General features: G+C 43.2%; 13 protein-coding genes. 10 read left to right on the plus strand and 3 right to left on the minus strand.

What is annotated here, in order from left to right:
- Window positions 1–166 precede the first annotated feature (166 nt).
- Genes MusilaSJ_RS04700 through MusilaSJ_RS04715 form a run of 4 tightly spaced genes read left to right on the plus strand, consistent with a single transcriptional unit; the run spans window position 167 to window position 5,235 of the window.
- Window positions 167–2,257 (plus strand): ferredoxin-like domain-containing protein, encoded by a 2,091-nt coding sequence (locus MusilaSJ_RS04700; protein WP_274988901.1) that lies wholly within the window; start codon window positions 167–169, stop codon window positions 2,255–2,257.
- Window positions 2,257–3,042, plus strand: coding sequence for a uroporphyrinogen-III C-methyltransferase (gene cobA / locus MusilaSJ_RS04705; RefSeq protein ID WP_274988902.1), 786 nt, complete (start codon window positions 2,257–2,259; stop codon window positions 3,040–3,042). Before MusilaSJ_RS04700 ends, cobA begins: the two co-directional genes overlap by 1 nt.
- A complete protein-coding gene (locus tag MusilaSJ_RS04710) occupies window positions 3,020–4,528 on the plus strand; it encodes a siroheme synthase domain-containing protein (protein WP_274988903.1) in 1,509 nt (502 codons plus the stop codon). Before cobA ends, MusilaSJ_RS04710 begins: the two co-directional genes overlap by 23 nt.
- Window positions 4,525–5,235 (plus strand): phosphoadenylyl-sulfate reductase, encoded by a 711-nt coding sequence (locus MusilaSJ_RS04715; RefSeq protein WP_274988904.1) that lies wholly within the window; start codon window positions 4,525–4,527, stop codon window positions 5,233–5,235. Before MusilaSJ_RS04710 ends, MusilaSJ_RS04715 begins: the two co-directional genes overlap by 4 nt.
- Window positions 5,236–5,559: 324 nt before the next feature.
- Here MusilaSJ_RS04715 and MusilaSJ_RS04720 read toward each other — a convergent pair whose 3' ends face one another.
- Window positions 5,560–8,508, minus strand: a complete 2,949-nt coding sequence (locus tag MusilaSJ_RS04720; RefSeq protein ID WP_274988905.1) for a TonB-dependent receptor — start codon at window positions 8,506–8,508, stop codon at window positions 5,560–5,562.
- 337 nt (window positions 8,509–8,845) lie between these two features.
- Between MusilaSJ_RS04720 and proB the strand changes: the two genes are divergently transcribed.
- The 6 genes from proB (at window position 8,846) to MusilaSJ_RS04750 (ending at window position 21,804) form a co-directional block, all read left to right on the plus strand.
- A complete protein-coding gene (gene proB, locus MusilaSJ_RS04725) occupies window positions 8,846–9,925 on the plus strand; it encodes a glutamate 5-kinase (RefSeq protein ID WP_274988906.1) in 1,080 nt (359 codons plus the stop codon).
- 3 nt (window positions 9,926–9,928) lie between these two features.
- Complete coding sequence (locus tag MusilaSJ_RS04730) at window positions 9,929–11,176, plus strand: glutamate-5-semialdehyde dehydrogenase (RefSeq protein WP_274988907.1); 1,248 nt, start codon at window positions 9,929–9,931, stop codon at window positions 11,174–11,176.
- Between the two features lie 761 nt (window positions 11,177–11,937).
- Entirely contained in the window at window positions 11,938–13,026 is a 1,089-nt protein-coding gene (gene mnmA / locus MusilaSJ_RS04735; RefSeq protein ID WP_274988908.1) for a tRNA 2-thiouridine(34) synthase MnmA, read from the plus strand.
- Window positions 13,027–13,259: 233 nt separating this feature from the next.
- Window positions 13,260–15,653, plus strand: a complete 2,394-nt coding sequence (gene topA / locus MusilaSJ_RS04740; RefSeq protein WP_274988909.1) for a type I DNA topoisomerase — start codon at window positions 13,260–13,262, stop codon at window positions 15,651–15,653.
- A gap of 74 nt (window positions 15,654–15,727) precedes the next feature.
- On the plus strand, window positions 15,728–16,132 hold the full coding sequence (locus tag MusilaSJ_RS04745; RefSeq protein ID WP_090525388.1) for a hypothetical protein: 405 nt from the start codon (window positions 15,728–15,730) through the stop codon (window positions 16,130–16,132).
- Window positions 16,133–16,197: 65 nt separating this feature from the next.
- Window positions 16,198–21,804 carry an alpha-2-macroglobulin family protein gene (locus MusilaSJ_RS04750; RefSeq protein WP_274988910.1) on the plus strand — a complete coding sequence of 1,869 codons (5,607 nt, stop codon included), beginning with the start codon at window positions 16,198–16,200 and terminating at the stop codon, window positions 21,802–21,804.
- Window positions 21,805–21,970: 166 nt separating this feature from the next.
- On the opposite strand, the gene MusilaSJ_RS04755 is transcribed toward MusilaSJ_RS04750, so the two are convergent.
- Both MusilaSJ_RS04755 and MusilaSJ_RS04760 read right to left on the minus strand, forming a co-directional pair.
- Complete coding sequence (locus MusilaSJ_RS04755) at window positions 21,971–23,746, minus strand: glycoside hydrolase family 9 protein (RefSeq protein ID WP_274988911.1); 1,776 nt, start codon at window positions 23,744–23,746, stop codon at window positions 21,971–21,973.
- 249 nt (window positions 23,747–23,995) lie between these two features.
- Complete coding sequence (locus MusilaSJ_RS04760) at window positions 23,996–24,586, minus strand: porin family protein (RefSeq protein ID WP_176624508.1); 591 nt, start codon at window positions 24,584–24,586, stop codon at window positions 23,996–23,998.
- Window positions 24,587–24,616: the final 30 nt, after the last annotated feature.

Raw genomic sequence — 24,616 nt, forward strand, 5'->3', positions numbered from 1 at the left:
TATTTGGGAAATGAATCGTGAGAGCATTAATATTACCTGTCTTAACCAACTGACTTATTGCTATATGTGCAATGAGAAAACGAGGCTGTAAACGTAATATTTAACCATATATGCCTCTTTAGCCACAGCCAAAGGGGCTTTTTTATAAAAGATTAATACATAGAATATGCAGAGCTTCAGAACGGAACTGGAGAACCCTATTGTTGAGAAGGATATTATAGATCTTGAAAAAAAGATCCATGCTTTTCGTGAAGGTAAAATTCATGATGAAAAATTCAGAAGTTTACGTTTGGCGCGCGGTGTTTATGGCCAGCGTCAGCCAGGCGTGCAAATGGTACGCATTAAACTACCTTTTGGTAAAGTTAGCTTTAAGCAACTATTGAAAATTGCCGAGATTTCTGACGAGTTTGGGAGCAGTAATCTCCACCTTACCACCCGCCAGGACATCCAGATCCACTATGTAAGTCTTGACCGTACACCCCAGCTTTGGGCCAAGCTTGCACAGGATGATATCACTCTGCGCGAAGCATGTGGTAATACCGTGCGCAATGTTACAGCCTCTCCTACTGCAGGTATCGACCCAAAAGAACCATTTGACGTTTCTCCTTATGCATATGCTACGTTTGATTATTTTCTGCGTAACCCGATATGCCAGGAAATGGGCCGCAAATTCAAAATCTCTTTCTCGTCAAGCGATGAGGACACAGCGTTTTCATACATTCATGATATCGGCGCTATCCCTAAAATAAACGCCAATGGGGAACGTGGGTTTAAGATCATGCTTGGCGGCGGTTTAGGTGCACAGCCAATTTTAGCCAGTATTGTTGAAGAGTTTTTACCAGAAGATCAGCTGATCCCTTATATCGAATCAGTGATTCGTGTTTTTGACCGTTACGGCGAACGCAATAACCGCAACAAAGCCCGTATGAAATACCTTATCCAAAAATTAGGTTTGGATGAAGTATTGCGTTTAACCAAAATCGAGCGTACTGCCAACAAAGTAAAATCATACCCTATCAACCGGGATGCCATTGATGCCCCGGCTTTACCACCAACTGATAGCTATCCCGAAGTAACCATCAGTAACCCGTTGCGCTATGAGCAATGGCTGGCTACCAACGTTTTTGAGCAAAAGCAAAAGGGTTTTTACGGCGTTTATATTAAAGTGCCTGTAGGTGATATCTCATCAGATACTGCCCGTGCACTGGTTAAAACACTGGAGCCATTGGTTGGTCACGAGATCCGCATTACCCAAAACCAGGGATTGCTTTTAAAATACGTTCAAAAAGAAGCATTGCCTGCTTTATATGAAGGCCTGGCTAAGCTTGAGCTGGCTGCACCGGGCTTCGATAGCATTGCTGATGTTACCACCTGCCCGGGTACAGACACCTGCAATCTTGGCATCTCCAACAGTATGACCATGGCCCGCGTACTGGAAGATCTGATCTATAATGAATACGAGGATTTTATTTATAACCGTGAGATCAAGATCAAAATAAGCGGTTGTATGAACTCTTGTGGTCAGCATGGCTTGGCGCATATCGGTTTCCATGGCAGCTCGCTTAAAGCGGGTGCTAAAGTATTACCTTCTGTACAGGTAATGTTAGGCGGCGGTACCGTTGGCGACGGCGTTGGCCGCGCCGCCGAAAGGGTGATCAAAGTACCTACCAAACGTGCTACCGATGTGCTAAGGTGGTTATTGAACGACTATAAAGAGTTTTCGCCCGAGGGTGAAACTTACCATGAATATTATGACAGGCAGGGTAAAGATTATTTTTACCGTTTGCTGAAACCACTTGCCGATTTAACTACTCTTACCGATGACGAATACATTGACTGGGGTCACCAGGAAACATTTGTTACCGCGATTGGTGTAGGCGAATGTGCCGGTGTGATCATTGACCTGGTAGCTACGCTGCTGTTTGAATCGGAAGAAAAATTAGGCTGGGCTAACGAAGCTTATGCTGATGGCCGCTGGGCTGACGCTATTTATCATGCCTATAATGTGTTTGTAAGCTCAGCGAAAGCGCTGTTGCTTGACAAAGGTGTTAACAGTAGTACCCAAATTGGTGTGATCCGCGAATTTGATGCTCAATATGTTGAAAAAGGTGAATTTGAATTGAACGGAACGTTTAATGATCTTGCATTACAGCTCAACCAAAACGAGCCTTCGCAGGACTTTGCCGCAGTATATTTAGCACAGGCCACAGAATTTTTAAGCAGAAGCAAGGATAAGAGAGAGGCGCTTGTACAATAATGACTGATATTAATAAAAATATAAAAGAACCGCGTATCACATTGGTGGGCGCAGGACCCGGCGATGCCGACTTGATAACTGTAAAAGCGATCAAAGCTTTGAAAACAGCCGATATTGTTTTGTACGATGCTTTGGTTAATGAAGAACTGCTTGAATACGCCCCGGCCAATTCAACGAAAGTTTACGTAGGCAAACGTTCTGGCGACCATACCTTTTCGCAAGAAGCAATTAACAACCTGATGGTTGATTATGCTGTGAATTACGGTCACGTGGTTAGGTTAAAAGGCGGAGATTCTTTTGTATTCGGTCGCGGATATGAGGAACTGAGCATTGCAGCGGCGCATAACATACCTGCGTCTGTTATTCCTGGGATTTCAAGCTCGATAGCGGTGCCCGAACTACAGCAAATTCCTGTTACTCACCGCGGTTTAAGCGAAAGTTTTTGGGTGGTTACCGGCACCACTGCAAATGGCAAGATCTCGAACGATCTTATTGACGCTTCACGATCAAATGCTACCGTAGTTGTATTGATGGGCATTCATAAGCTGACTGAAATCGCTGAAATATTTAAGCTACAAGGCAAGAACAAACTGCCCGTAGCCGTTATCCAAAGCGGATCTACTGTAGACGAGAAGATCGCTGTTGCTACGGTTGATACTATTGTCGATACTGTTGCAGAAAGTAAGATTTCATCGCCTGCCATTATCGTTTTAGGCGAAGTAGTATCGCTTCATCCAAAATTCCAACTGATACAAGAAGTTTATGACGTTGTTGCCCGGGGATAAGAGTTTAACCAACATCCAGGATGAAAAACAGGACGGCAATCAGCTTTTTCCTGTGTTTTTAAAACTGAATGATCTGCATACGGTGCTTATTGGCGGCGGTAATGTTGGTTTGGAAAAACTTACCGCTGTACTTAATAATAGCAATAGTGCAAGGATAACCGTTATTTCGCGCGAGTTTTTGCCCGAGGTACATATGCTTGTATCACAATATCCAGGCATCCGCATAATACAAAAATCATTTACCGATGATGACCTGAACGATGCCGATATAGTTATTGCCGCTACCAATGACAGCGAACTTAACAACTATATCCGCAATTCCGCCCATGAACGTAAGCTACTGATCAATGTAGCTGATAAGCCTGCATTATGCGACTTTTACTTAGGATCGATAGTGCAGAAGGGCGACCTGAAACTGGCCATATCTACCAACGGAAAATCACCTACTGTGGCTAAACGATTAAAAGAAGTATTAAATGAAAGCCTTCCTGCCGAGCTTGACATCACTTTGCAGCAAATGAGCGAACTAAGAAATACCCTTGAAGGCGATTTTGCCGACAAGGTAAAAAAACTAAACAGCGTAACATCCGTTTTGGTTGAGCCCAAAGTGGCTAACCGGAAAAACTTTATCTGGTTGTTATGGTCTACCATTATCATATCCTTAGCTATTGTTATAACAGCACTTTATTTTAAGGAACCCAATTTCAAAAACTTTGTAACTGGTGTCGACCCTCTCTTTTATTACTTTTTAGGAGCTGGCTTCGTATTTGCAATGATAGACGGGGCAATTGGCATGTCGTACGGCGTAACATCCACCTCGTTCTCCTTAGCTATGGGCATCCCTCCTGCTTCGGCAAGCATGGGTGTTCACTTATCCGAGATTTTAAGCTGCGGGATAGCCGGCTGGATGCATTATCGTATGGGTAATATCAATTGGAAACTCTTTAAACTTTTGGTTGTGCCGGGTATTCTTGGTGCGTTTTTAGGAGCATTCATACTTTCATCGCTTGAGCATTACGCCATGTACACCAAACCTGTTGTATCGGTTTATACCTTAATATTAGGTATAGTGATATTCAGGAAAGCATTTAACACACAAAAGAAAAAATCGGCCGATAAGGTAAAACGCATTTCGCTGCTGGGTTTAGGCGGTGGCTTTATCGATGCTGTTGGCGGCGGCGGTTGGGGATCAATCGTGCTATCAACCCTGATAGCCGGCGGCAGGAGCCCTCGCTTTTCGTTAGGTACAGTTAAACTTTCACGTTTTTTTGTGGCCATGATAGGTTCTATAACCTTCATTGCCATGGTTAACAGCAATCACTGGCATGCTGTAGTTGGGCTGGTATTGGGCAGCGCATTAGCGTCGCCAATAGCAGCTAAAATCTCTAACAAAATTTCAGCAAAAACTATCATGGTTGCTGTTGCGGTTATCGTTATCCTGATCAGCATCCGTTCTATCCTCAAATTTTTTGTCCCGGTACCATGAGCGCAACATTAGCAGATATACAACAAGATATTATCGGTCTTGGCCCTGTTGAAGCCCTGACCAAACTTGCAGAACTATCTCCCGGCGAGATCGTGTTTTCTACCAGTTTTGGCTGGGAAGACCAGGTGATCAGCCATATGATATTTTCCAATAACCTGCCCATCAAAGTATTCACGCTTGAAACCGGCAGGCTCTTCCGCGAAACTTATTCGGTTTGGGCGGCTACCATGAACCGGTATCAAAAACCTATTCATGCCTACTATCCGAATAATGAACTATTGGAAGAGATGGTAAGCAAAAAAGGCCCTAACAGCTTTTACGAGTCGGTTGAAAACCGCAAGGAATGTTGCGGCATCCGTAAAATAGAGCCACTTAAACGTGCCTTAAAAGGCAATAAAATCTGGATTACCGGCATCCGTGCCGAACAATCGGTTAACCGTCATGATATGCATGACCTGGAATGGGACGAGCAAAATCAACTTGTAAAGTTCCACCCTATTTTCAGCTGGACACTTGATGAAGTTAAAGCCTATATCAAACAATACAATATCCCCTATAACTCATTACATGATAAAGGCTTCCCAAGCATCGGCTGTATGCCATGTACCCGCGCCGTAGCCGAAGGTGAAGATTTCCGTGCAGGCCGCTGGTGGTGGGAAGATCAATCCAAAAAAGAATGTGGATTACACGAGGTAGCAAAACCCTGATTTTTAGGATTTGAGGATTACCTTGAAAAATATACAAGTTGGAACAATAAATCAATTCATGAAAATCCTCTAATCAGGCAAATCAAGGTTCAAGACGCTTTTTTTTATACGTAGGTCAATTAGTCGGAAGATTAGTTGGCCTTTTTTACTGAACCATGATTTTTAGGATGATGGGATGGCCATGTTTTGTCTGATTAAGGTGTTCCGAATTCTACATAAAACTCAAGGTAATCCTTTAATCCTAAAAATCATGGTTCAAAAAAAAGGAGATGAAGTTTTTAAACCCCATCTCCTTACAAACCATATAAAACGTAATAAAAGCTCTTACTTGTTGTTATTATTGCCTGCTAATAAACCGTCAAGCGTTACCGAAACATAGTATAAGCCACCGATTGTTGGGCCGCCTGCGTATTGGTAATATCTTTTGTTAAAGATATCGGTAGCACCTAACTTAAAGGTTGCATAGTATGACGGCACACGATAAGTAACCTGTGCATCAACTGTTTTGATTGATGGTACGGTACCTGTAACCAGCGGGCTTTCCCACAGGTATGATTGCTGCCATTTGTAAACTACGTTGAAACCAAAGTTTTTAACCACCTCGCGATTACCGAATGATATATTGCCCGACCATTCTGGAGTATTAAAACCTGTAACGAAGATATCTGAAGCTGTTTGGGCTTTTAATTTATTAAAGCTTACGTTTCCTGATACCGTATAATGCTGATAGAAATTGTAAGTAATACCTGCGGATGAACCGTAGTTATGATAGATGTTTTTGGCATTGGTATAAACGCGGTACCGGCTTTGGCCCTGGCTGGCTGCGTTGGTTGATGTGCCTGTTGTAGGATCACGGTTAATGTCAAGCATGGCTAATACAGCTGCGTCTGAGCCAACAGTAGCACCGTTTGGTACAAACACCTGTACCTGGCCGAGGAAGCCGTCATAACGGTTGGTGTAAGCATCAATATCAATGAACACTTTATTATCGGCTACGATGCCTTTATAACCAACCTCGAAAGAAGTGATCTGTTCTGGACGTGCCGGTGGCAGGTCCGCTACTTTTAACAAATTACGGTTAGCCAAAGCAGCCTGATCTGAGCCGCCTGCAGCATTTACCGCAGCATTGAAAGCCACTACCGACGTTTGGGTGTAACTGTTACCAAGGTAACCCAAGCCTTCATTAATAAACGGCAAGCTGCCTACACGTTTTACGCGACCGTTATTTACATATGATAACGCCTCAAACAGTGAAGGGAAACGATAACCGTTCTGGAACGTGAACCTGAAGTTATGGTTTTGATTGACAGTGTAAACTGCGGCTAAACGTGGCGTGAATTTAGGATCAAAGTATGGATTGCGATCCCAGCGGATAGAGCCGAATAATTTCAATTTCTCATCAAAAAAAGTTTTGGTAACCTGGGTAAAGGCGCCATATTTTTTATAGATCACATCTTTACCGAAAGTACCGTCGGCCAATGGGGTATTCCTATCGGCAATAGGGCGACTAAAATCTACGAAGTTATTACCATCCGGCGTAATGCTGTACACACGCACATCGGCACCAACCAACAGGTCAACAAATTTAACCTTGCTGCTCAAATCCCACTGGGCTTCGCCGTTATACATATGACTTTTTTGAACCAATGCGGCGCCGCCCGTAACCGGGGCGTTAGGGATCAGGCTCGATTTAATATCCCAGTTATTGATACCAATGATAGTTTTTCTCAACGCATCAAACTCAGGAGTACCGGGCTCAACACGGCCTTTATCAGCAGCAGCACGGGCGGCTTGCTCGGCAGCAGCAAGATTTGCAGAAGTAAGAACACCGCCATTGTAGGCTTTTAACGCATTACCATATAAAGTTGCCCATGCCGAGTTACTGGCGTGGTTAAGATCAAGATTGTCAGCTAATGGTTTTACGTTGAACGAGTTACCAGTATTTTCAATTGATTCATAACCACGTACCAGGAAATCTTTTCCTTTTAACTCAATCTTATGATTCTGAACTGTAGCGCCTTGTAATGAGATCTTGTTACCACGTTGAAATACACCATCAAGCCTGCCATAGCGATAAGTATACGATAAGATGGTGCTTGGCGATAGCTTATATGCCAGCGTACCATCTAACTTTAAATTTTTAACATGTGGGTCGACCAAATCAACCTCGTTATAGCCGGTACGGGCTACCGTAAGGTTTGGACGGGCTTTGCCATCAACCGTGATACCTTTTATTGATACGGTGTTACTGCCTGCAAGTGCATCATCACCGTACTTATTCCAGCCATCATAAGCTGCGTTGCTGGTACCTGTCAATTCGGGGTAAGCAGGGTTGGCCGATTTCAGATTAGTTGGGTTTTGATCAAGGCGGGTATCTGATTGCCAGTCTTGCCCTTGCATATAGCTAAAGTTCACTTTAACAGCAAACTTATCGTTAAAAGCTTTGGCATATCTTAAAGCATCTTCGGTAAGGGAACTTGCCCCTAAGCGATCTTTCCCAACGTGGTTTAAACCCTGGCGATGGTAAAAACTTAAACCCTGATATTTAAATGGATCTTTAGTAAACAGATTTGATAAACCATTAATGGCATTAGTGCCGTAAAGCGCGGCGGCAGCACCCGGGGTGATCTCCACGCTGGCAATATCCAGTTCGGTCGGCCCAATGGCATTGCCAAGCGGCACACCTAATGTAGCCGATTGCATATCTACACCGTCAACCAGCTGCATAAACCTAAAGTTGTTTGGGCTGTTGAAACCACGGGTATTAGGCACTTTAAGGGTGATACTGGTGGTGGTCATCTGTACACCTTTAACATTTTCTAAAGCATCATAAAAACTTGGGCCAGGCGACTGTTTTAACGCTGTAATACTCAATTTTTCGATAGCTACGGGCGAACGAAGTAACTTTTCTTCCTTACGGGATGCCGTTACTACTACCTCATTAACCAGTAATGATTGCGTAGTAAGCGTAATGTTAACCGCGCTATTGGCATTTTTAATGTAAAACTCCTGTGGTTGATAACCTATCGCGGTAAAAACAAGCGTGTAAGGTAATTTGGCGCTGGTTGTTAATGAAAATTTACCGGTTGTATCGGTTGATGTTTTATTGGTTGTACCTTTAATAGATACGGTTGCCCCTATCAGCGGCTTACTCTGATCGTCGTTTACTTTTCCGCTCAATATATATGAGCCGTTAAGCTGTGCATAACCTATCCCCGGCAATAGTACCAGGAAGAGCACAATTATTCTAACTGAGTTTGTAAAAATTTTCATGAAGTAATTTGTGGTGGTGGTAATTAAAATTGTGATTAGTAATTGTGTTATCGTTAATGAGGGTTACGCTCAACAACAACATACTGCAGTTAGGAGCTGCATTTTTAACATGGACTGAACGGCAATTGCATTAATATGATACATTGTCTATAGAATTAGTCGACAAAAATATAAATTTAATACAGACTGTCAAGCTTTCCTGTCTGTTTTTTTAAACTTTTGATGATTTTCGCACCATTTCACTATAAAATCCATCACTTTACTGGATATTTCAAAATAAACAAAGCCTAATTTCTCCCAAATTTGTAATATTGAAGCCTCAATCTGTACTGTACTAATGGCTTTCAATTATCAGCGTATCGTTATCAAAATCGGCTCAAATGTTATTACTCAGGAAAACGGCCTCCCCGACCTGCCTCGGATAACCCATTTGGTTGAACAGATAGCTGCGATAAAAAAACAGGGCACCGAAGTGATTCTGGTTTCATCAGGAGCTGTGGCATCCGGCCGTAGCCTGATCACGGTAGTAGAAAAATCAGATGCTGTTGCCGCCCGCCAGGTACTGGCCTCTATTGGGCAGGTAAAACTGATCAATACCTATTCGCATTTGTTTGAGCAATTTCAAATACTATGCTCGCAGGTTTTGGTTACCCGCGAGGATTTCAGGGACAGGATGCACTACCTCAACATGAAAAACTGCCTTGAGGCTTTGCTGCAATATGAGGTGATCCCTGTGGTAAACGAAAACGACGTGGTATCAGTAACCGAGCTTATGTTTACCGATAATGATGAATTGGCAGGCCTCATAGCATCTATGCTAAACGCTAATGCGCTCATCATCCTCACCAACGTTGATGGCATTTACAATGGCGATCCTAAAGCAGCTGGTTCGGCAGTGATAGATGAGGTTAGCGGTAATGAACTTGATTTTTCAAGTTTTGTATCATCAGGCCGTTCGCAATTTGGCAGAGGTGGCATGATCACGAAGTCAACCATGGCGCAAAAAACCGCCCAGCTTGGTATTTCAGTGCATATAGCCAATGGTAAACGTGATCAGATCTTAACAGATGTTTTGGAAAACCAGGTTACACATACCCGCTTCATTCCCAATAAAACAGCATCGGGTAAAAAGAAATGGATTGCCCATTCCGAAAAATCAGCAACCGGAAGTGTACTGATCAATGCCGGTGCAAAAGCCGCGTTAATTTCAAACAAAGCAACCAGTTTATTACCCGTTGGTATTGTTGGCGTAATAACCGACTTTAAAAAAGGAGATATTATTAAACTGATTGATGATACCGATAAGCTAATTGGCTTAGGCATTGCCGAATATGGTGCAGATAAGGCCCGTGAACGCATCGGCCAAAAAAACCAAAAGGCACTGGTACACTATGATTATCTTTACTTACAAGGCTAAAAAATGAACTATAACAGCTATTTTGATAAAGCACGTGAAGCAAGCCGCAAAGCTCCCCTTGCTCCCGCCATCATCAATAAGATTTTGGAAGATGTTACTGCCGAGGCTATAGCACAAACCGAATATATCCTGGCCGAAAACCAACGAGACCTTGACCGCATGGATCCGGCCGATCCAAAATACGACCGGCTTAAACTGACTGCCGACCGCATCAAAGGTATTGCAGGCGATATGCAAAGCGTAGCCCAACTGGACAGTCCGCTTGGAAAACAACTTTCGGCTACCGAAATGCCTAATGGCTTATCGATATCAAAAATACGCGTACCGCTTGGCGTAGTAGGTGTTATATATGAAGCCCGCCCCAATGTTACTTTTGATGTTTTTGCGCTTTGCTTTAAAACAGGCAACATCAGTGTATTAAAAGGTGGTAGTGATGCCGATTTCTCCAACCGGGCCATTATCTCAGTTATCCATAAGGTATTAACAAAGCATGGCGTTGATGTTAATGTAGTTACCCTGCTCCCTGCCGAACGTGAGGCTACAACAGCTTTGCTGAATGCAATTGGTTATATTGATGTGCTTATCCCGAGAGGAAGCCAGTCGCTGATTGATTTTGTGCGGGATAATAGCAAGGTACCGGTTATTGAAACAGGTGCCGGTATTGTGCATACTTATTTTGATGAATCGGGCAATGTAGAGAAAGGTGCTGAAATTATCGCCAATGCAAAAACCCGAAGGGTAAGTGTTTGCAACGCTTTAGATTGTTTGATCATCCACTCCGCGCGCTTAAGCGACCTGCCGCAACTGGCACACATCCTAAACGAAAAAGAAGTAGAGATCTTTGCCGATGAACGGGCCTTTGAAGCGTTAAAAAGCAATTATCCCTCCAACCTTTTGCATAAAGCCAGTCCGGAACACTTTGGTACTGAATTTCTTTCGATGAAGATGGCTATTAAAACGGTAAGTTCATTTACTGAAGCGTTAGAATATATCGCTGTAAACAGTTCAAAACATAGTGAAGCCATTATCTCTGAAAATGCAGAAAACATTGCTAAATTTTTAAATGATGTGGATGCTGCAGCTGTTTATGCAAACGTATCAACAGCGTTCACTGATGGCGCCCAGTTTGGTCTTGGCGCCGAGATTGGCATCAGTACTCAAAAACTCCATGCCCGCGGTCCTATGGGCCTGGAAGAACTTACCAGTTACAAATGGATAGTTAAAGGCAACGGACAAACACGCAATCCGTAAAATATCCTGCAAAAAACATATCGCATAAAAAAGGTGCTTACTCTGTGTAGTAAGCACCTTAACGTGTTTATTCGTATTGTTAAGCGTTACTTTATTAAGTAGTTGGCTGCTGCAATAAAGCAAATAATCACTAAAATTACGCCCTGTAATTTTTGTTCTAAAGTTAATTGAGTTAACATTGTTTTATTAATTAGGATATAGCAAATTTATAATGTAATAGGTCCGTTACAATAGGCAGCATCACTTTTACGTTTTTTTTAATAAATAATGTTGCTTGTTTTTATAATAGTCAACTCTACATTTATTATTTAAAATTTTAGCAACAAATGTCTTTTAATGTTGAAATTAGTGTATCACCTACACCTGTTACAAACACACTTTTTACAACGAAATGAACTCTCTGAGCGCCCGTTTAATTCCCTTTTTTAATCAGCCCTTTTTACACTAAGTAGATTAAATTTTTTTGCCTTATTATACAATATTAATGTGATATTAAGAATGTAGCTATCGGAGCATTTTAATTTATATTAAAGAAACAATGAAATTAACAGCGGCAAAATCAGGATTTATAAACAACATTTATCCTAATTTTGTCTTGTATCTTACCATCATCTTTACTTAATATAACCAATGTAAAATTCTGAATAACAATCTTAATTAACTATTAATTAACACAAAATAATGATTATCTAAATACATTTTACCCTATACTGACTAAGCTTGTGTTAACATAAAAATCAAATAGGTATCTTTGCAGCATTATGAGTAAGCATGGCAGGATATTAGTGGCAATGAGCGGCGGGGTTGATAGTTCGGTGGCGGCGGTGATGCTGCATGAACAGGGCTATGAAGTTATTGGTTTAACCATGAAAACCTGGGACTATGCCTCATCGGGCGGCAGCTCAAAAGAAACCGGCTGCTGTAGTTTAGATAGCATCAATGATGCGCGTGCCCTTGCCGTTGGTTATGGTTTCCCTCATTATATATTAGATATCCGCAATGAGTTTGGCGATTTCGTGATCGATAACTTTGTTGATGAATACCTGGCTGGTCGTACCCCTAACCCATGCGTTTTGTGCAACACTCATATTAAATGGGAAGCGTTATTAAAACGTGCCGATAAACTCGATTGCGAATTTATAGCTACCGGTCACTATGCTAATATCCGTTTGCAGGACAATGGCCGTTACGTGATATCAAAAGGTAGGGATACCAATAAAGATCAATCGTACGTGTTATGGGGGGTATCTCAAAAAAACCTTGCACGTACTAAATTCCCGTTGGGTAGTTTTTCAAAACCCGAGATCAGGCAGATGGCGCTCGATATGGGCCAAATAGAACTTGCAGGTAAAAGCGAAAGTTACGAGATCTGCTTTGTACCAGATAACGATTATCGCTCATTTCTGCGCCATAAAGTTGAAGACCTTGACGAACGTATCGGCCCGGGTAATTTTGTACTTACCAACGGCACCGTAGTGGGCAAACACCAGGGTTATCCTTTTTATACTATTGGCCAGCGTAAGGGCTTGGGCGTGGCATTAGGACATCCTATGTTTGTTACGCGCATCGATCCTACCACCAATACAGTTGTTTTAGGCACCGCCGACGAGCTTGAACGCAAACAAGCCTGGGTAAAAAACCTCAACCTCATTAAATATGAAAATATAAATGAGCCGCTCGAAGCCATTACCAAAATCCGTTATAAAGATGCCGGAGCGCAAAGCACCATTCTTCAAATGGGCGAACATATGAAAGTTGATTTTCATCATAATGTATCAGGCATAGCGCCGGGCCAATCAGCTGTATTTTATGAAGGAGATGACCTTGTTGGCGGTGGTTTCCTGATGTAAACACCCTATTTCCTGCATTTTCTAAGCTTGACAATGCGAGCTGCCGCATTTGCTTGTTATCATTTTGTTAAAATGAGTTTAGTTATTTTGCAAGAATATAATTTCCAAAGGCATTTTTTCATAAAATTCTCAACTTAAAACATATTTTGCCTTCAACTTTTGCACCTTTTACCAAAAACTAATTGGTGTTTCGCTTACTTTATGTTTTATTTGCAAAAACTAAAACTGATTAAATGGCCAAAAACTTACTGATAGTTGAATCACCTGCAAAAGCTAAGACCATTGAGGGTTACCTTGGTAAGGACTTTACCGTAAAGTCCAGCTATGGGCATATCCGTGATCTGGTTAAGTCGGAAGATGCAATTGATATAGCTAATAACTTTAAACAAAAATACGAGGTACCGGCAGATAAAAAGCAGGTAGTTAGCGAATTAAAGAAGTTAGCTAAGGAAGCCGAAATGGTTTGGCTCGCATCGGACGAGGACCGCGAGGGTGAGGCCATTTCCTGGCATTTGTTTGAAACATTGGATCTGAAGGACACGCATACCAAGCGTATCGTTTTTCATGAGATCACTAAGCCGGCAATTTTAAAAGCAATAGATACACCACGTAAAATCGACTATAACCTTGTTAATGCCCAACAGGCGCGCCGTGTTTTAGACAGGTTGGTAGGTTTTGAGCTCTCCCCTGTTTTGTGGAAGAAGGTAAAACCATCACTTTCGGCAGGTCGTGTACAGTCAGTTGCAGTAAGGCTTATTGTTGACCGTGAACGTGAGATCAATAAATTTAAATCAGAAGCAGCATTTAAAATCGTAGCCATATTTGGCAAAGGCAAAGAAGCTTTCAAGGCCGAACTACCTGAACGTTTTGCTAAACAGGAAGATGCTGAAAAGTTTTTACAGGATTGCATCGCTGCCGACTTCGACGTAAAGTCATTGGATACCCGGCCGGCAAAACGTTCACCAGCCGCGCCATTTACTACCTCAACCCTGCAGCAGGAAGCCAGCCGTAAACTTGGTTATTCGGTTGCGCGTACTATGCAAGTTGCACAAAGGCTTTACGAATCAGGTTACATTACCTATATGCGTACCGACTCGGTAAACCTGTCTGAACTGGCCTTAAATTCGGCGGCAAGCGAGATTGTATCAGCCTATGGCGAAAAATACCATCAGCAAAGAAGATATAAAACCAAAAATACCAGTGCACAGGAAGCACACGAGGCGATCAGGCCAACCTATTTTAATAACCACTCCATCGATGGTGAATCCGCAGAAAAGCGCTTATATGAGCTGATCTGGAAACGTGCCATTGCTTCGCAAATGAGCGAAGCCCAGTTTGAGAAAACTACTGCAAAAATCAGTATCTCAACCCGTAGTGAAGATTTAGTGGCAAACGGCGAGGTAATGAAATTTGATGGCTTCCTGAAAGTTTACCTTGAATCGCAGGATGATGAAGATGAACCACAGCAAGATGGCGAAAACGCGATGTTGCCTCCTTTAACCAAAGGTCAGCGTTTAGCTCTGCAGGAGATGTCGGCTACAGAACGTTTTTCGCGCCCGGCTGCCCGTTACACCGAGGCAAGCCTGGTGAAAAAACTGGAAGAGCTTGGTATCGGCCGCCCGTCAACCTATGCCCCTACTATCTCAACCATTCAAAACCGCGGTTATGTAGTTAAGGAAGAACGCGAAGGTAAGCAACGTAATTTCAGGGTGTTAACACTGAAAGCAGGCGGCATTACCAAAGAAGAAAAAACGGAGAATACCGGTGCCGAACGAGGTAAGCTGTTCCCAACCGATATCGGTGCTGTGGTGAACGATTTCCTGGTTCAATATTTCAAGGATATCGTTGACTTTAACTTTACCGCCAGCGTTGAAAAACAATTTGACGAAATTGCTCAGGGTATGAAAGAGTGGACAGCTATGCTCCATGATTTTTACAACCCTTTCCATAAGGAGGTTGAGAGCACTATTGAAAAAGCCGACAAAGCAACCGGCGAACGTGAATTAGGCATCCACCCTGAAAGTGGGAAAAAAGTTTCTGTGAGGATAGGTCGTTTCGGGCCATTTGTGCAGGTTGGAGAGAGCGCTACCGACGAAAACGAAGAGAAACCCCTTTATGCAAGTCTTCGCAGTGGACAGAGTATCGAGACCATCAGCCTTGAAGAGGCACTTGAGCTATTCAAACTCCCCAAAGTTGTGGGCGAGTATGAAGGCAAGGTAATGAAAGTGGCCATCGGCCGTTTCGGACCTTACATTAGCCACAACAGCGCTTTTGTATCGTTACCTAAAGAAATCGACCCACATGATGTTACTGAAGAACAAGCGATTGAACTCATTAACCTAAAGCGCAAAAAGGATGCGGAAAAACTGATTAAATCTTTCGATGAAGACCCGGACGTAAAAGTATTAAACGGGCGCTGGGGGCCTTATATTGAATTTGGCAAGCTGAACGTTAAAATACCCAAAGATAAAGATCCTTTGACCCTGACGTACGAAGAATGCAAGGCACTCGCCGACGCAACACCGAAGGATGCTAAAAAAGGGCGCTTTGGTAAAGCTGCTGCCTCAGCCAAACCCGCTGCAACAAAAGCACCGGCTAAGAAAAAAGCGGCAACAAAGAAGAAGTAGTGAATGGTTGATTAGGTGAATGGTTTAGCAATGCAATTAGACCACTCACCTAATCAACCCAATCAACCAAAAGAATGAAAAAAGACCTGCCAGAAAATAATGTAAAGGATATTGCTATCGCGGTAGCATTGGAGAGCGAGAGCGTGGAAAGTAAGGTATGGTATGTATATCTCATTAACCTTAAAAACGAGCCGATCGAAAACGTGCTCATAACCTCAAAAGGCTATGGGGAAAAGGACGGCGAACAGGTAAAAACCTCTACCCTGAGACATATGATCCCTGTTGTTGACAGCAAAGCATATAAGCTTATCGAGCCTATTGATGAGCAAACCTTCGGCCTTAATAACGAATATTGGCTCAGCTATTATATAGGCAAAGACATTTTCGACAAGAAATTTATATTCCTTCCTGAAAGTATTGTGGAGATGAATTTTATCAAGATCCCGGTTTTAAATAAGCCCGGGGTTATGATAAAATAATTTTCGCTTTAAATTATTTATTGTCATAAATTTCATAATTTACCTGATAATAAATAAACCTATTCATGGAAAACGGATACAATCAATTCCGCAAACGCCGAACCTTAATCACTGTTGTCACTACCATTGCTCTTGCATTACTCATCGTATACCTGGTAGCTCATGGCCATAAAAAAACAATAGTTGATCCTGCTTTCAGCAAGTATATCGAGTCGTATACAACTGGTGTTATTTCCAAACAGAGCCCCATTCGCATCAGGCTGGCCAATGACGTGCAGGTAACGCACCAACAAAATGAGGAAATAACCGAAGATCTTTTCAACTTTTCACCGGCTATAAAAGGAAAGGCTATCTGGACGGATGCACGAACCATCGAGTTCAGGCCCGATGAAAAGCTCGACCCCGGTAAAAACTATACTGCCGATTTTAAATTGGGCAAGCTTATTGAAGTGTCGGATCATTTTGAGCACTTTAAATTTAATTTCCAGATTATTCAGCCCGATTTTACGGTTTCATTTGTTGGCATGCAAACTGCAACCAGCACTTCAAACACCGAAATGAAACTGACTGGCGATGTACAAACAGCCGATGCAGAAGATCCATCGGCTGTTGATAAGATCCTCATATCCAACTACGCATCTCCGGTAAAAATAAACTGGGAGCATGACGCTGCCCACAAAAACCATCATTTTACCATAACCGGCTTAATCCGTATTGCAGGCAAAGCCAATCCACTTACTATTAAGTGGGATGGCAGCAGCATTGGCGTAGATAAAAAAGGTAACCAGAGTTTTGAAGTGCCCGCCATTGGCGATTTTAAGGTACTGAATATCCGCGCTGTGCAGGACAATGATCAGTATGTTGAAGTACAGTTTTCGGATAACATTTTGGTTGGCCAGGAGCTTAACGGGCTTATCACAATCAATAATATAACTGATCCTGCTTATAGCATAGATGGCAGCCTGGTCAAAGTTTACGCACCTGATCGTTTGCAGGGGGATTACACCATATCTGTGAACGAAGGCATTAAAAACACGCTCCTTAAAAGGATCACGAAGGGTTATACCGCTAATTTATTCTTTGAAAATCGTTTGCCTGCAGTTACTATCCCCGGCAAGGGTGTGATCCTCCCCGATTCGGGCCGCATTATGATGCCGTTTGAAGCAATTAACCTGAACGCGGTTGATGTCACCATCATCAAGATCTACGAAAACAACGTACCTCAATACTTTCAAAGCAATGGTTTTGACGGCAGTGCCGAATTAAGGCAGGTTGGTAAGCCCATAGTGCAAAAAACTATCCGCCTGGATAATGATAAAGGTCTTAACCTGCACAAGAAAAACCGCTTTATGCTTGATCTTGACCAGATGATCCGAACTGAACCCGGCGCTATCTATCGCGTGGTAATCGGTTTCAGGCGGTCGTACTCGTTGTTCAACTGCAAGGTTTATAGCGGTAAAGTTCAAAAAGATAACGGTGATAGTGACGAAGGCGAATACTATGGCGGTGAATACAGCGACAATTCATCAAAAGTAAGCGACGAGGACGACGACTTTTGGAAGCGCTATGATAATTACTATCCCGAAGGCTACAACTGGCAGGAACGCGACGATGCGTGCACAGATTCGTATTATAGCAAGCAGCGCTGGGCTACCCGAAACATCATATCCTCAAACATTGGTCTTATTGCCAAACGTGGCAATGATAACAGTATGCTGATAGCTGTTACTGATATACTTAGTGCCCAGCCGATGAATAACGTGGATTTGGAATTACTTGACTACCAAAAACAGGTGATTTACAAAACAACCAGCGACGGCGATGGGCTTGCCAAATTCGACCTGAAGCGTAAACCGTACCTGTTGGTAGCCAAAAAAGGCGTACAGCGCGGTTACCTAAAGCTGGATGACGGAAGCTCTTTACCTCTGTCAAGATTTAACGTTGGCGGTGAAGAAGTGCAGAATGGCCTCAAAGGATTTATTTATGGCGAACGCGGCGTTTGGCGCCCTGGTGATTCTATTTATACATCCTTTATTCTGGAGGATAAATTAAAAACTCTTCCTGCCGATCACCCTGTTGAGTTTGAATTATATGATCCGAGTGATAAGCTTTACAGGCGCATTACCCAAACCAAAAGCTTAGATGGATTTTACAGTTTCCATACAGCGACGGAAACCTCGTCCCCTACTGGTAACTGGACAGCTAAGGTTAAAGTTGGAGGCGCTACTTTTGAGAAAAAAATAAAGGTTGAAACCATAATGCCTAACCGGCTTAAGCTTAGCTTGTCTTTCGGCGGGGCTGCTGAATTGACCAAAGGAAACAACGCCAATGGAAAACTAAGCGCACAATGGCTTTTTGGTGGTGCGGCCCAAAACTTAAAAGCCAAAGTTGATGCTTATTTATCGGCACAGAATACCAGCTTCAAAAAATATAAGGATTATGTTTTTGATGATCCTACACTGGCTTTTAATACGCAGGTTCAAACCGTTTTTGATGGCAAACTAAGCGAAACAGGTACGGCCGATGTTGACGCCAATGTAAATGTGGAGAAACAGGCCCCTGGTCAGCTTCGTGCGAATTTCCTGGTTAAGGTATTTGAGCCGGGCGGTAATTTAAGCATCAACCAGGTGAGCATGCCTTATAACGTTTACCCAGGCTACGTAGGGATCAAGACACCTGAAGGCAGTGACCTTTCGGGCATGTTGATTACCGATAAAGATCATATGGTTGATATTGCCGATGTGGACGTGAATGGAAACGCCCTGCCGGGTAGCCGCGACGTGCAGGTTGAACTATACAAGGTACAATGGCGCTGGTGGTGGGACCAAACCGGTAATGAAATGAGCAACTTTACCCAGGATAAATACAACAAACTCATTAAAACCGAAACCGTAAATCTGACCAACGGCGCAGGCAAATGGAAGCTGCATATTAACAAAGCCGACTGGGGCCGGTACCTTATTAAAGTTAAAGATGAACAAACCGGACATTCAACAGGTAAGATCATTTATGTGGATTGGCCAAACTGGTCGGAAAGGTTACAATCCACCAATCCTACCGAGGCCGCAATGTTATCTTTCACTTCAGATAAACCTGCTTATAAAGTTGGCGATGAGGCAACTTTGACCATTCCAACAGGGGAAGCTGGTCGAGCACTGATTAGTTTTGAAAACGGCAGCAAGGTTTTAAAAACAACCTGGATAGATACGAAAAAGGGACAAACCCGATATACATTTACTGTTGATGGAACAATGGCACCGAACGTTTTTGTTAACGTTACCCTGCTTCAAAAACATTCGCAAACGGTTAATGACCTTCCTATCCGCATGTATGGCGCCATTCCGCTGCAGGTCGAAAATCCAGAAACGGTCCTGAAACCGATCATCAGCATGCCTGATAAGATCAGGCCGGAAACACAGTCGGCCATTACCGTATCCGAAGCATCGGGCAAGGAAATGACCTATACCATTGCAATTGTTGATGAAGGCCTGCTTGATATCACCAATTACAAAACGCCGAATCCACATGATACCTTTTATGCTCATGAAGCTTTAGGCGTAAAAACCTGGGACCTGTTTGACTATGTGATAGGCGCGTTTGGCGGAGGGCTGGAGCGAATTTTAAGCATAGGAGGAGATGGGAATCTCGGCAACAACAAAAACGTGTCTGTAAACCGTTTTAAACCTGTTGTAAAATTCCTTGGGCCTTTCCACCTCAATGCCGGCGAAAAGCAAACACAACGCTTTATATTGCCTCAATACGTGGGTTCTGTTAAAGCCATGATAGTAGCCGGGCACAACGGTGCTTATGGTATAGCTGAAAAAGCGGTAGCAGTTAAAAAGCCGCTGATGATTTTGGCAACCCTGCCCCGAGTTCTCGGCCCGTCCGAAAGCATTCAGTTGCCGGTTACTGTGTTTGCTATGGAAAACAATGTCAAAACCGTTAGCGTGCAGGTACAAAGCAATGCTTTCAGCAATCTTAGCGGCAATAACCAAAAGACGCTGACTTTTGACAAGCCCGGTGACCAAATGGTAACTTTTGATTTAAATGTTAAGGATTTTGTTGGCGTAGGCAAGGTAAAAATAATTGCCAAAAGCGGTTCAGAAACAGCGGCTTATGATGTTGATCTTAATGTGCGAAATCCTAACCCGCCGGTTACCCGCATTATTCAGAAAGAGCTTGCGCCGGGCGAAGCATGGAACACCGATTATCAACCGGTTGGCATCAACGGCACTAATAAAGCCACGCTCGAAGTAGCTTATATCCCGCCGCTCAACCTTTCAAAACGTTTGGATTACCTAATCGAATATCCGCATGGTTGTGTGGAACAAACCACGTCATCAGCTTTCCCCCAGTTATACCTGAACCAGTTGCTCGACCTTTCACCAAAACAAAGGGCCGAAACTGACCGGAATATTAAAGCCACCATTAACAGGCTCAATGGCTTCCAGGTACAGGGGGGTGGCTTAAGCTACTGGCCTTACGGCGGCGAAGCCGATGAGTGGGGAACCAATTATGCCGGGCATTTCATGTTAGCGGCACAAGCAAAAGGCTTCAGCATGCCGATCGGCTTTATTGACCGCTGGAGAAAGTATCAAAAAGAAAAAGCCCTGAGCTGGGCACCACGCAAGCAGCCATATTATTATGAAGATGACCTTACTCAGGCCTATCGTTTATACCTGCTGGCCCTCACCCGCTCACCCGAAATGGGCGCAATGAACCGGCTGCGTGAGTTTGCTTTGCTGAGTGATGCAGCTGCATGGCGCCTTGCTGCTGCCTATAAACTTGCCGGGCAACCCGAAGTTGGCCTGAGGATGATAGCAAAATTATCCACCACCGTTAAGCCATACAATAGCCTCTACGGCACCTATGGCTCCGATTTAAGGGATCAGGCTATGATACTGGAAACTCTTACCCTATTGGGCCAAAAACAAAAAGCAGCCGGCCTGGTACATACAGTTGCCGCACGTTTATCACAGGACGATTGGTACAGCACCCAAACTACAGCATACTCGCTGATAGCATTGGCGCAATTCTATGGTCAAAACAAACCTGCCGGTAAACTTGAATTTAACTATGCAGCAGGAAGCGCTAAAACAACCATCAGTACAAGTTCGTATTTATGGCAGGGAGCACTGGCAGGCAATGGTGGTAAAGTTTACTTCAAAAACAACAGCAACAATAAACTGTATATTAGGCTGATACAAAAAGGACAACCATCATCAGGGCAGGATACCAAATCAATTATTAATCCGGATGTATTGCAAATGCGCGTTGGCTATTTCTCGCTTAAAGGCAAGCCAATAGATCCATCCTCGTTAAAACAAGGAACTGATTTTGTGGCGCAGGTAAACATCAAAAATCCGGGCAAACGCGGCAGGTATGATAATCTCGCCCTCACCCAAATCTTCCCTTCGGGTTGGGAAATCTTAAACACGCGGCTGCTCGGTGATGAAGCATTCAAATCATCCCCTTCTGATTACCGCGACATCCGTGATGACAGGGTTAATACTTATTTCAGTTTATACGAAGGGCAGGAATCAACCTATTATGTAATGCTTAATGCAGCATACACCGGTAAATACTATTTACCGGCGGTTTACTGCGAGGCGATGTATAATAACCAGATCAGCAGCTTATTGAAAGGACAATGGGTTGAGGTGATGAAGTAACGATAAATTCAAACTTACGAAGTTTTAGAGACCTCATAAGTTCTTAAAAAATAAAAAGCGCTTCTAATTAATTGGGGAAGCGCTTTCTTTTTATTGCGACAATAAAGTCTTACAACCTGCCGATTCTTGAAGGTTGATCTGTCGCAGATATATGCCTAATGCTTTATCATCTTGGGATCTGACTCGCTAACTTGTGTTGCAAAGCCTCTAACGCATTAGCCAGATAAGCCAGCGGGGCATTCCAGTTTATGGCTATTTCATTGGCGGCGTAAGCGTGCTCATTATCAATATAAGCCTCATCGGGCACTTTTGATGGCACTGTGACACCATCTTGCATACCTGGATTGGGGCCGCCAACAAGCAGGCCTGGTATTGGGTCAACTATAGCGTCAGTTGCAGAAGGCCTGTGGTGCGGATGCATTGGCGTTTTAGTACCATACCCTGTTACAAAGGAATAACCAGTGCCGTTACGACCGAGCAGGTAGTCAAGATTTGCTAAAGCATAATCCAGGTATTTTTTATCGCCCGATAACTTGTAAGCCTGGATAAGCAGAACTCCTTCGTTTGCGGCCTCGGATGTGCTGCCCCAGCCAAAATGCCTGGCGGATTTAGTCATCACTGTTTGATAAGCGTTTGAGTCAACGCCTTTGATCATATCATCGGCAGTGTTGATAAGCCGTTTCTTTATTTCCGGCAACGCCGGCACAGTTTTCCCTGTTATATCATTTTTGATCAGCGTATAATACCCCAACAGCCTAACCTGCGACCATGTAGGTACCGGCATCCGGCCATCAGGCAAAAGATCAATATTTTTAAGATAGTCAACCTCACCGGTGCTGACTGCCAGCTCGGATGCCGCCCAGATAAACTCGTCGGTAAAGTTATTATCGCCATACCCCCCTGTAGTAATCTTCGGTTCAAACTTTTTGTTCATCTCATCCTGCCGGTATGCCGCCATCGGATTTTTACCAGCCCAAGTCCAGGCTTTTTGAGCAGCATTGATACATGAATCGGATAAGCCCGGTAGGTCGTTAGGATATTGTTTAAAAATGCGGGACGCTTGTGCCATAACCGCTGCAAAATCAAGCGTAGCCGCAGTACCTTTTTGTACCACATAACGTGGCGATGTGTCTTTATCAGGCATTTCAAACTTATCAAAAGCGGCATTGGTAAGCTTGTGATATACGCCGCCATCGACAGGATCCTGCATAGTGAGCATCCAACGCAGGTTCCAAAGCACCTCATCCAAAACATCCGGAATTTTGTTGCTGCCTTCGGGGATACTAAGCTTAACTGTTTTCATGTAGGCGGGAAAATCCTCATATAAAGAAAGCAGTGTGCTAGTGGTAATACCACTATTTACTATATACTTATTATAATCGCCGGCATCATACCAACCGCGCGGTGATGAGATTATTGAGCCAGCCTTCCGCCCTTCACTTTCGGCAGATGGATGGATCAGTACAACAGTATCAGGATGACCTTCGGCCCGGTGCCATTTGCCGGCATACTTTTCGGGCAAGGGTGTACCCGATCGCATAAAATAATAAGCTTTAATAGCAGCGGCGGCAACATCTTTATGAACCGAGGCCTTAACTTCAAAGGGATAAGAATAACCCGCAGATGGGACATAAAGCACATACCTGCCAGGCTTGCTGAACGTACTAAAGTCGGCCGATTGAACAATATGACCGGCAAAGTTCGGTTTAAGTGATGGCTGCAGCTTACCAGTAAATACTGTTTGCTTTTGAATGGTTTGGATAAAAAAGTCGCCCCCTCTGTCACTTAAAACAACAGCCTTTTTAATGGCAGCCGGGTAAAAGCCTATTTGATTGAGTCGGATAGGCCTCGAAGTTGTATCGGTTTGAGCAGAAGCATTGCCTCCTATCAGCGACAACACAAATAAAAATTGATAAAATGATGTACGAAGACGCTTTTTCATCTGCCCTGAATTTTAGGAAACGTCCGAAACCCGCGTTTAAACAGATAACTGACGGATAAATGGCAGATAAATATAGGTGTACGTTGTACAATAAGCATAATACTATTCTATCAAATAAAAGCTAAAATATAATACTAAATATACAATCGATTGCGCAACACGAACAACAGTAAAGCTTATACTTTGATCTAACGCAAAAAAGACCCGCACGCCGGCAGGTCTTTCAGTATTTTTTGAGGGACCGGGAAACTATAATGAGAACAATTTATAAGCTACAGCAAGGCTGAACAAGCTAACACGTGTGTGTGAATTATCGTTACCATAAGCTATTTTATTTAAACCTCCTTCGTAACGAAGATCGATAGACAGGCTGCTGATATCAACACCTGCACCTACCTGTATTGCGTAGTTGGCATCTTTATACCTTAAAGCTGTTGCATCGTTAAATGCATCCCTGTCTCTTCCGGTTGTAAATGAAAGTACTGGCCCACCATAAAACCTTCCACCTAAACCTAAGGCGCCAACTTTAGCTCCTACAAGTAATGGAACATCAAAACTTTTAAAGCTTTGTTTGTTTGAAACACCTCCATTATTTACAGTTACGCTTTTATTAGTATAATAAAGTTCGGGTTGAAAAATTAAGCCCAGGCCACCTATCCGTGCCCATGCACCAGCCTGGTAACCTGCTTTATTATCGTTGTTAAAAACTCCGTTTGAGGGAAATGTTGAATAGTTTAAACCGCCTTTAAGGCCGAAAGAAAAGCTCGGGATTACCTGGGCTTTTGAAACGCCGACTGACAGTAAAAAAATAGATAAGGATAGTAAAATTGCTTTTTTCATTTTTTTAGGTGTTTGAATGATGTATTAAGT

The organism is Mucilaginibacter sp. SJ, assembly GCF_028993635.1.
Taxonomy (GTDB): Bacteria; Bacteroidota; Bacteroidia; order Sphingobacteriales; family Sphingobacteriaceae; genus Mucilaginibacter.

Coding starts and splice junctions, on each gene's coding strand:
- MusilaSJ_RS04700 (WP_274988901.1), top strand. CDS start 167: ATGCAGAGCTTCAGAACGGAACTGGAGAACCCTATTGTTGAGAAGGAT.
- cobA (WP_274988902.1), top strand. CDS start 2,257: ATGACTGATATTAATAAAAATATAAAAGAACCGCGTATCACATTGGTG.
- MusilaSJ_RS04710 (WP_274988903.1), top strand. CDS start 3,020: ATGACGTTGTTGCCCGGGGATAAGAGTTTAACCAACATCCAGGATGAA.
- MusilaSJ_RS04715 (WP_274988904.1), top strand. CDS start 4,525: ATGAGCGCAACATTAGCAGATATACAACAAGATATTATCGGTCTTGGC.
- MusilaSJ_RS04720 (WP_274988905.1), bottom strand. CDS start 8,508: ATGAAAATTTTTACAAACTCAGTTAGAATAATTGTGCTCTTCCTGGTA.
- proB (WP_274988906.1), top strand. CDS start 8,846: ATGGCTTTCAATTATCAGCGTATCGTTATCAAAATCGGCTCAAATGTT.
- MusilaSJ_RS04730 (WP_274988907.1), top strand. CDS start 9,929: ATGAACTATAACAGCTATTTTGATAAAGCACGTGAAGCAAGCCGCAAA.
- mnmA (WP_274988908.1), top strand. CDS start 11,938: ATGAGTAAGCATGGCAGGATATTAGTGGCAATGAGCGGCGGGGTTGAT.
- topA (WP_274988909.1), top strand. CDS start 13,260: ATGGCCAAAAACTTACTGATAGTTGAATCACCTGCAAAAGCTAAGACC.
- MusilaSJ_RS04745 (WP_090525388.1), top strand. CDS start 15,728: ATGAAAAAAGACCTGCCAGAAAATAATGTAAAGGATATTGCTATCGCG.
- MusilaSJ_RS04750 (WP_274988910.1), top strand. CDS start 16,198: ATGGAAAACGGATACAATCAATTCCGCAAACGCCGAACCTTAATCACT.
- MusilaSJ_RS04755 (WP_274988911.1), bottom strand. CDS start 23,746: ATGAAAAAGCGTCTTCGTACATCATTTTATCAATTTTTATTTGTGTTG.
- MusilaSJ_RS04760 (WP_176624508.1), bottom strand. CDS start 24,586: ATGAAAAAAGCAATTTTACTATCCTTATCTATTTTTTTACTGTCAGTC.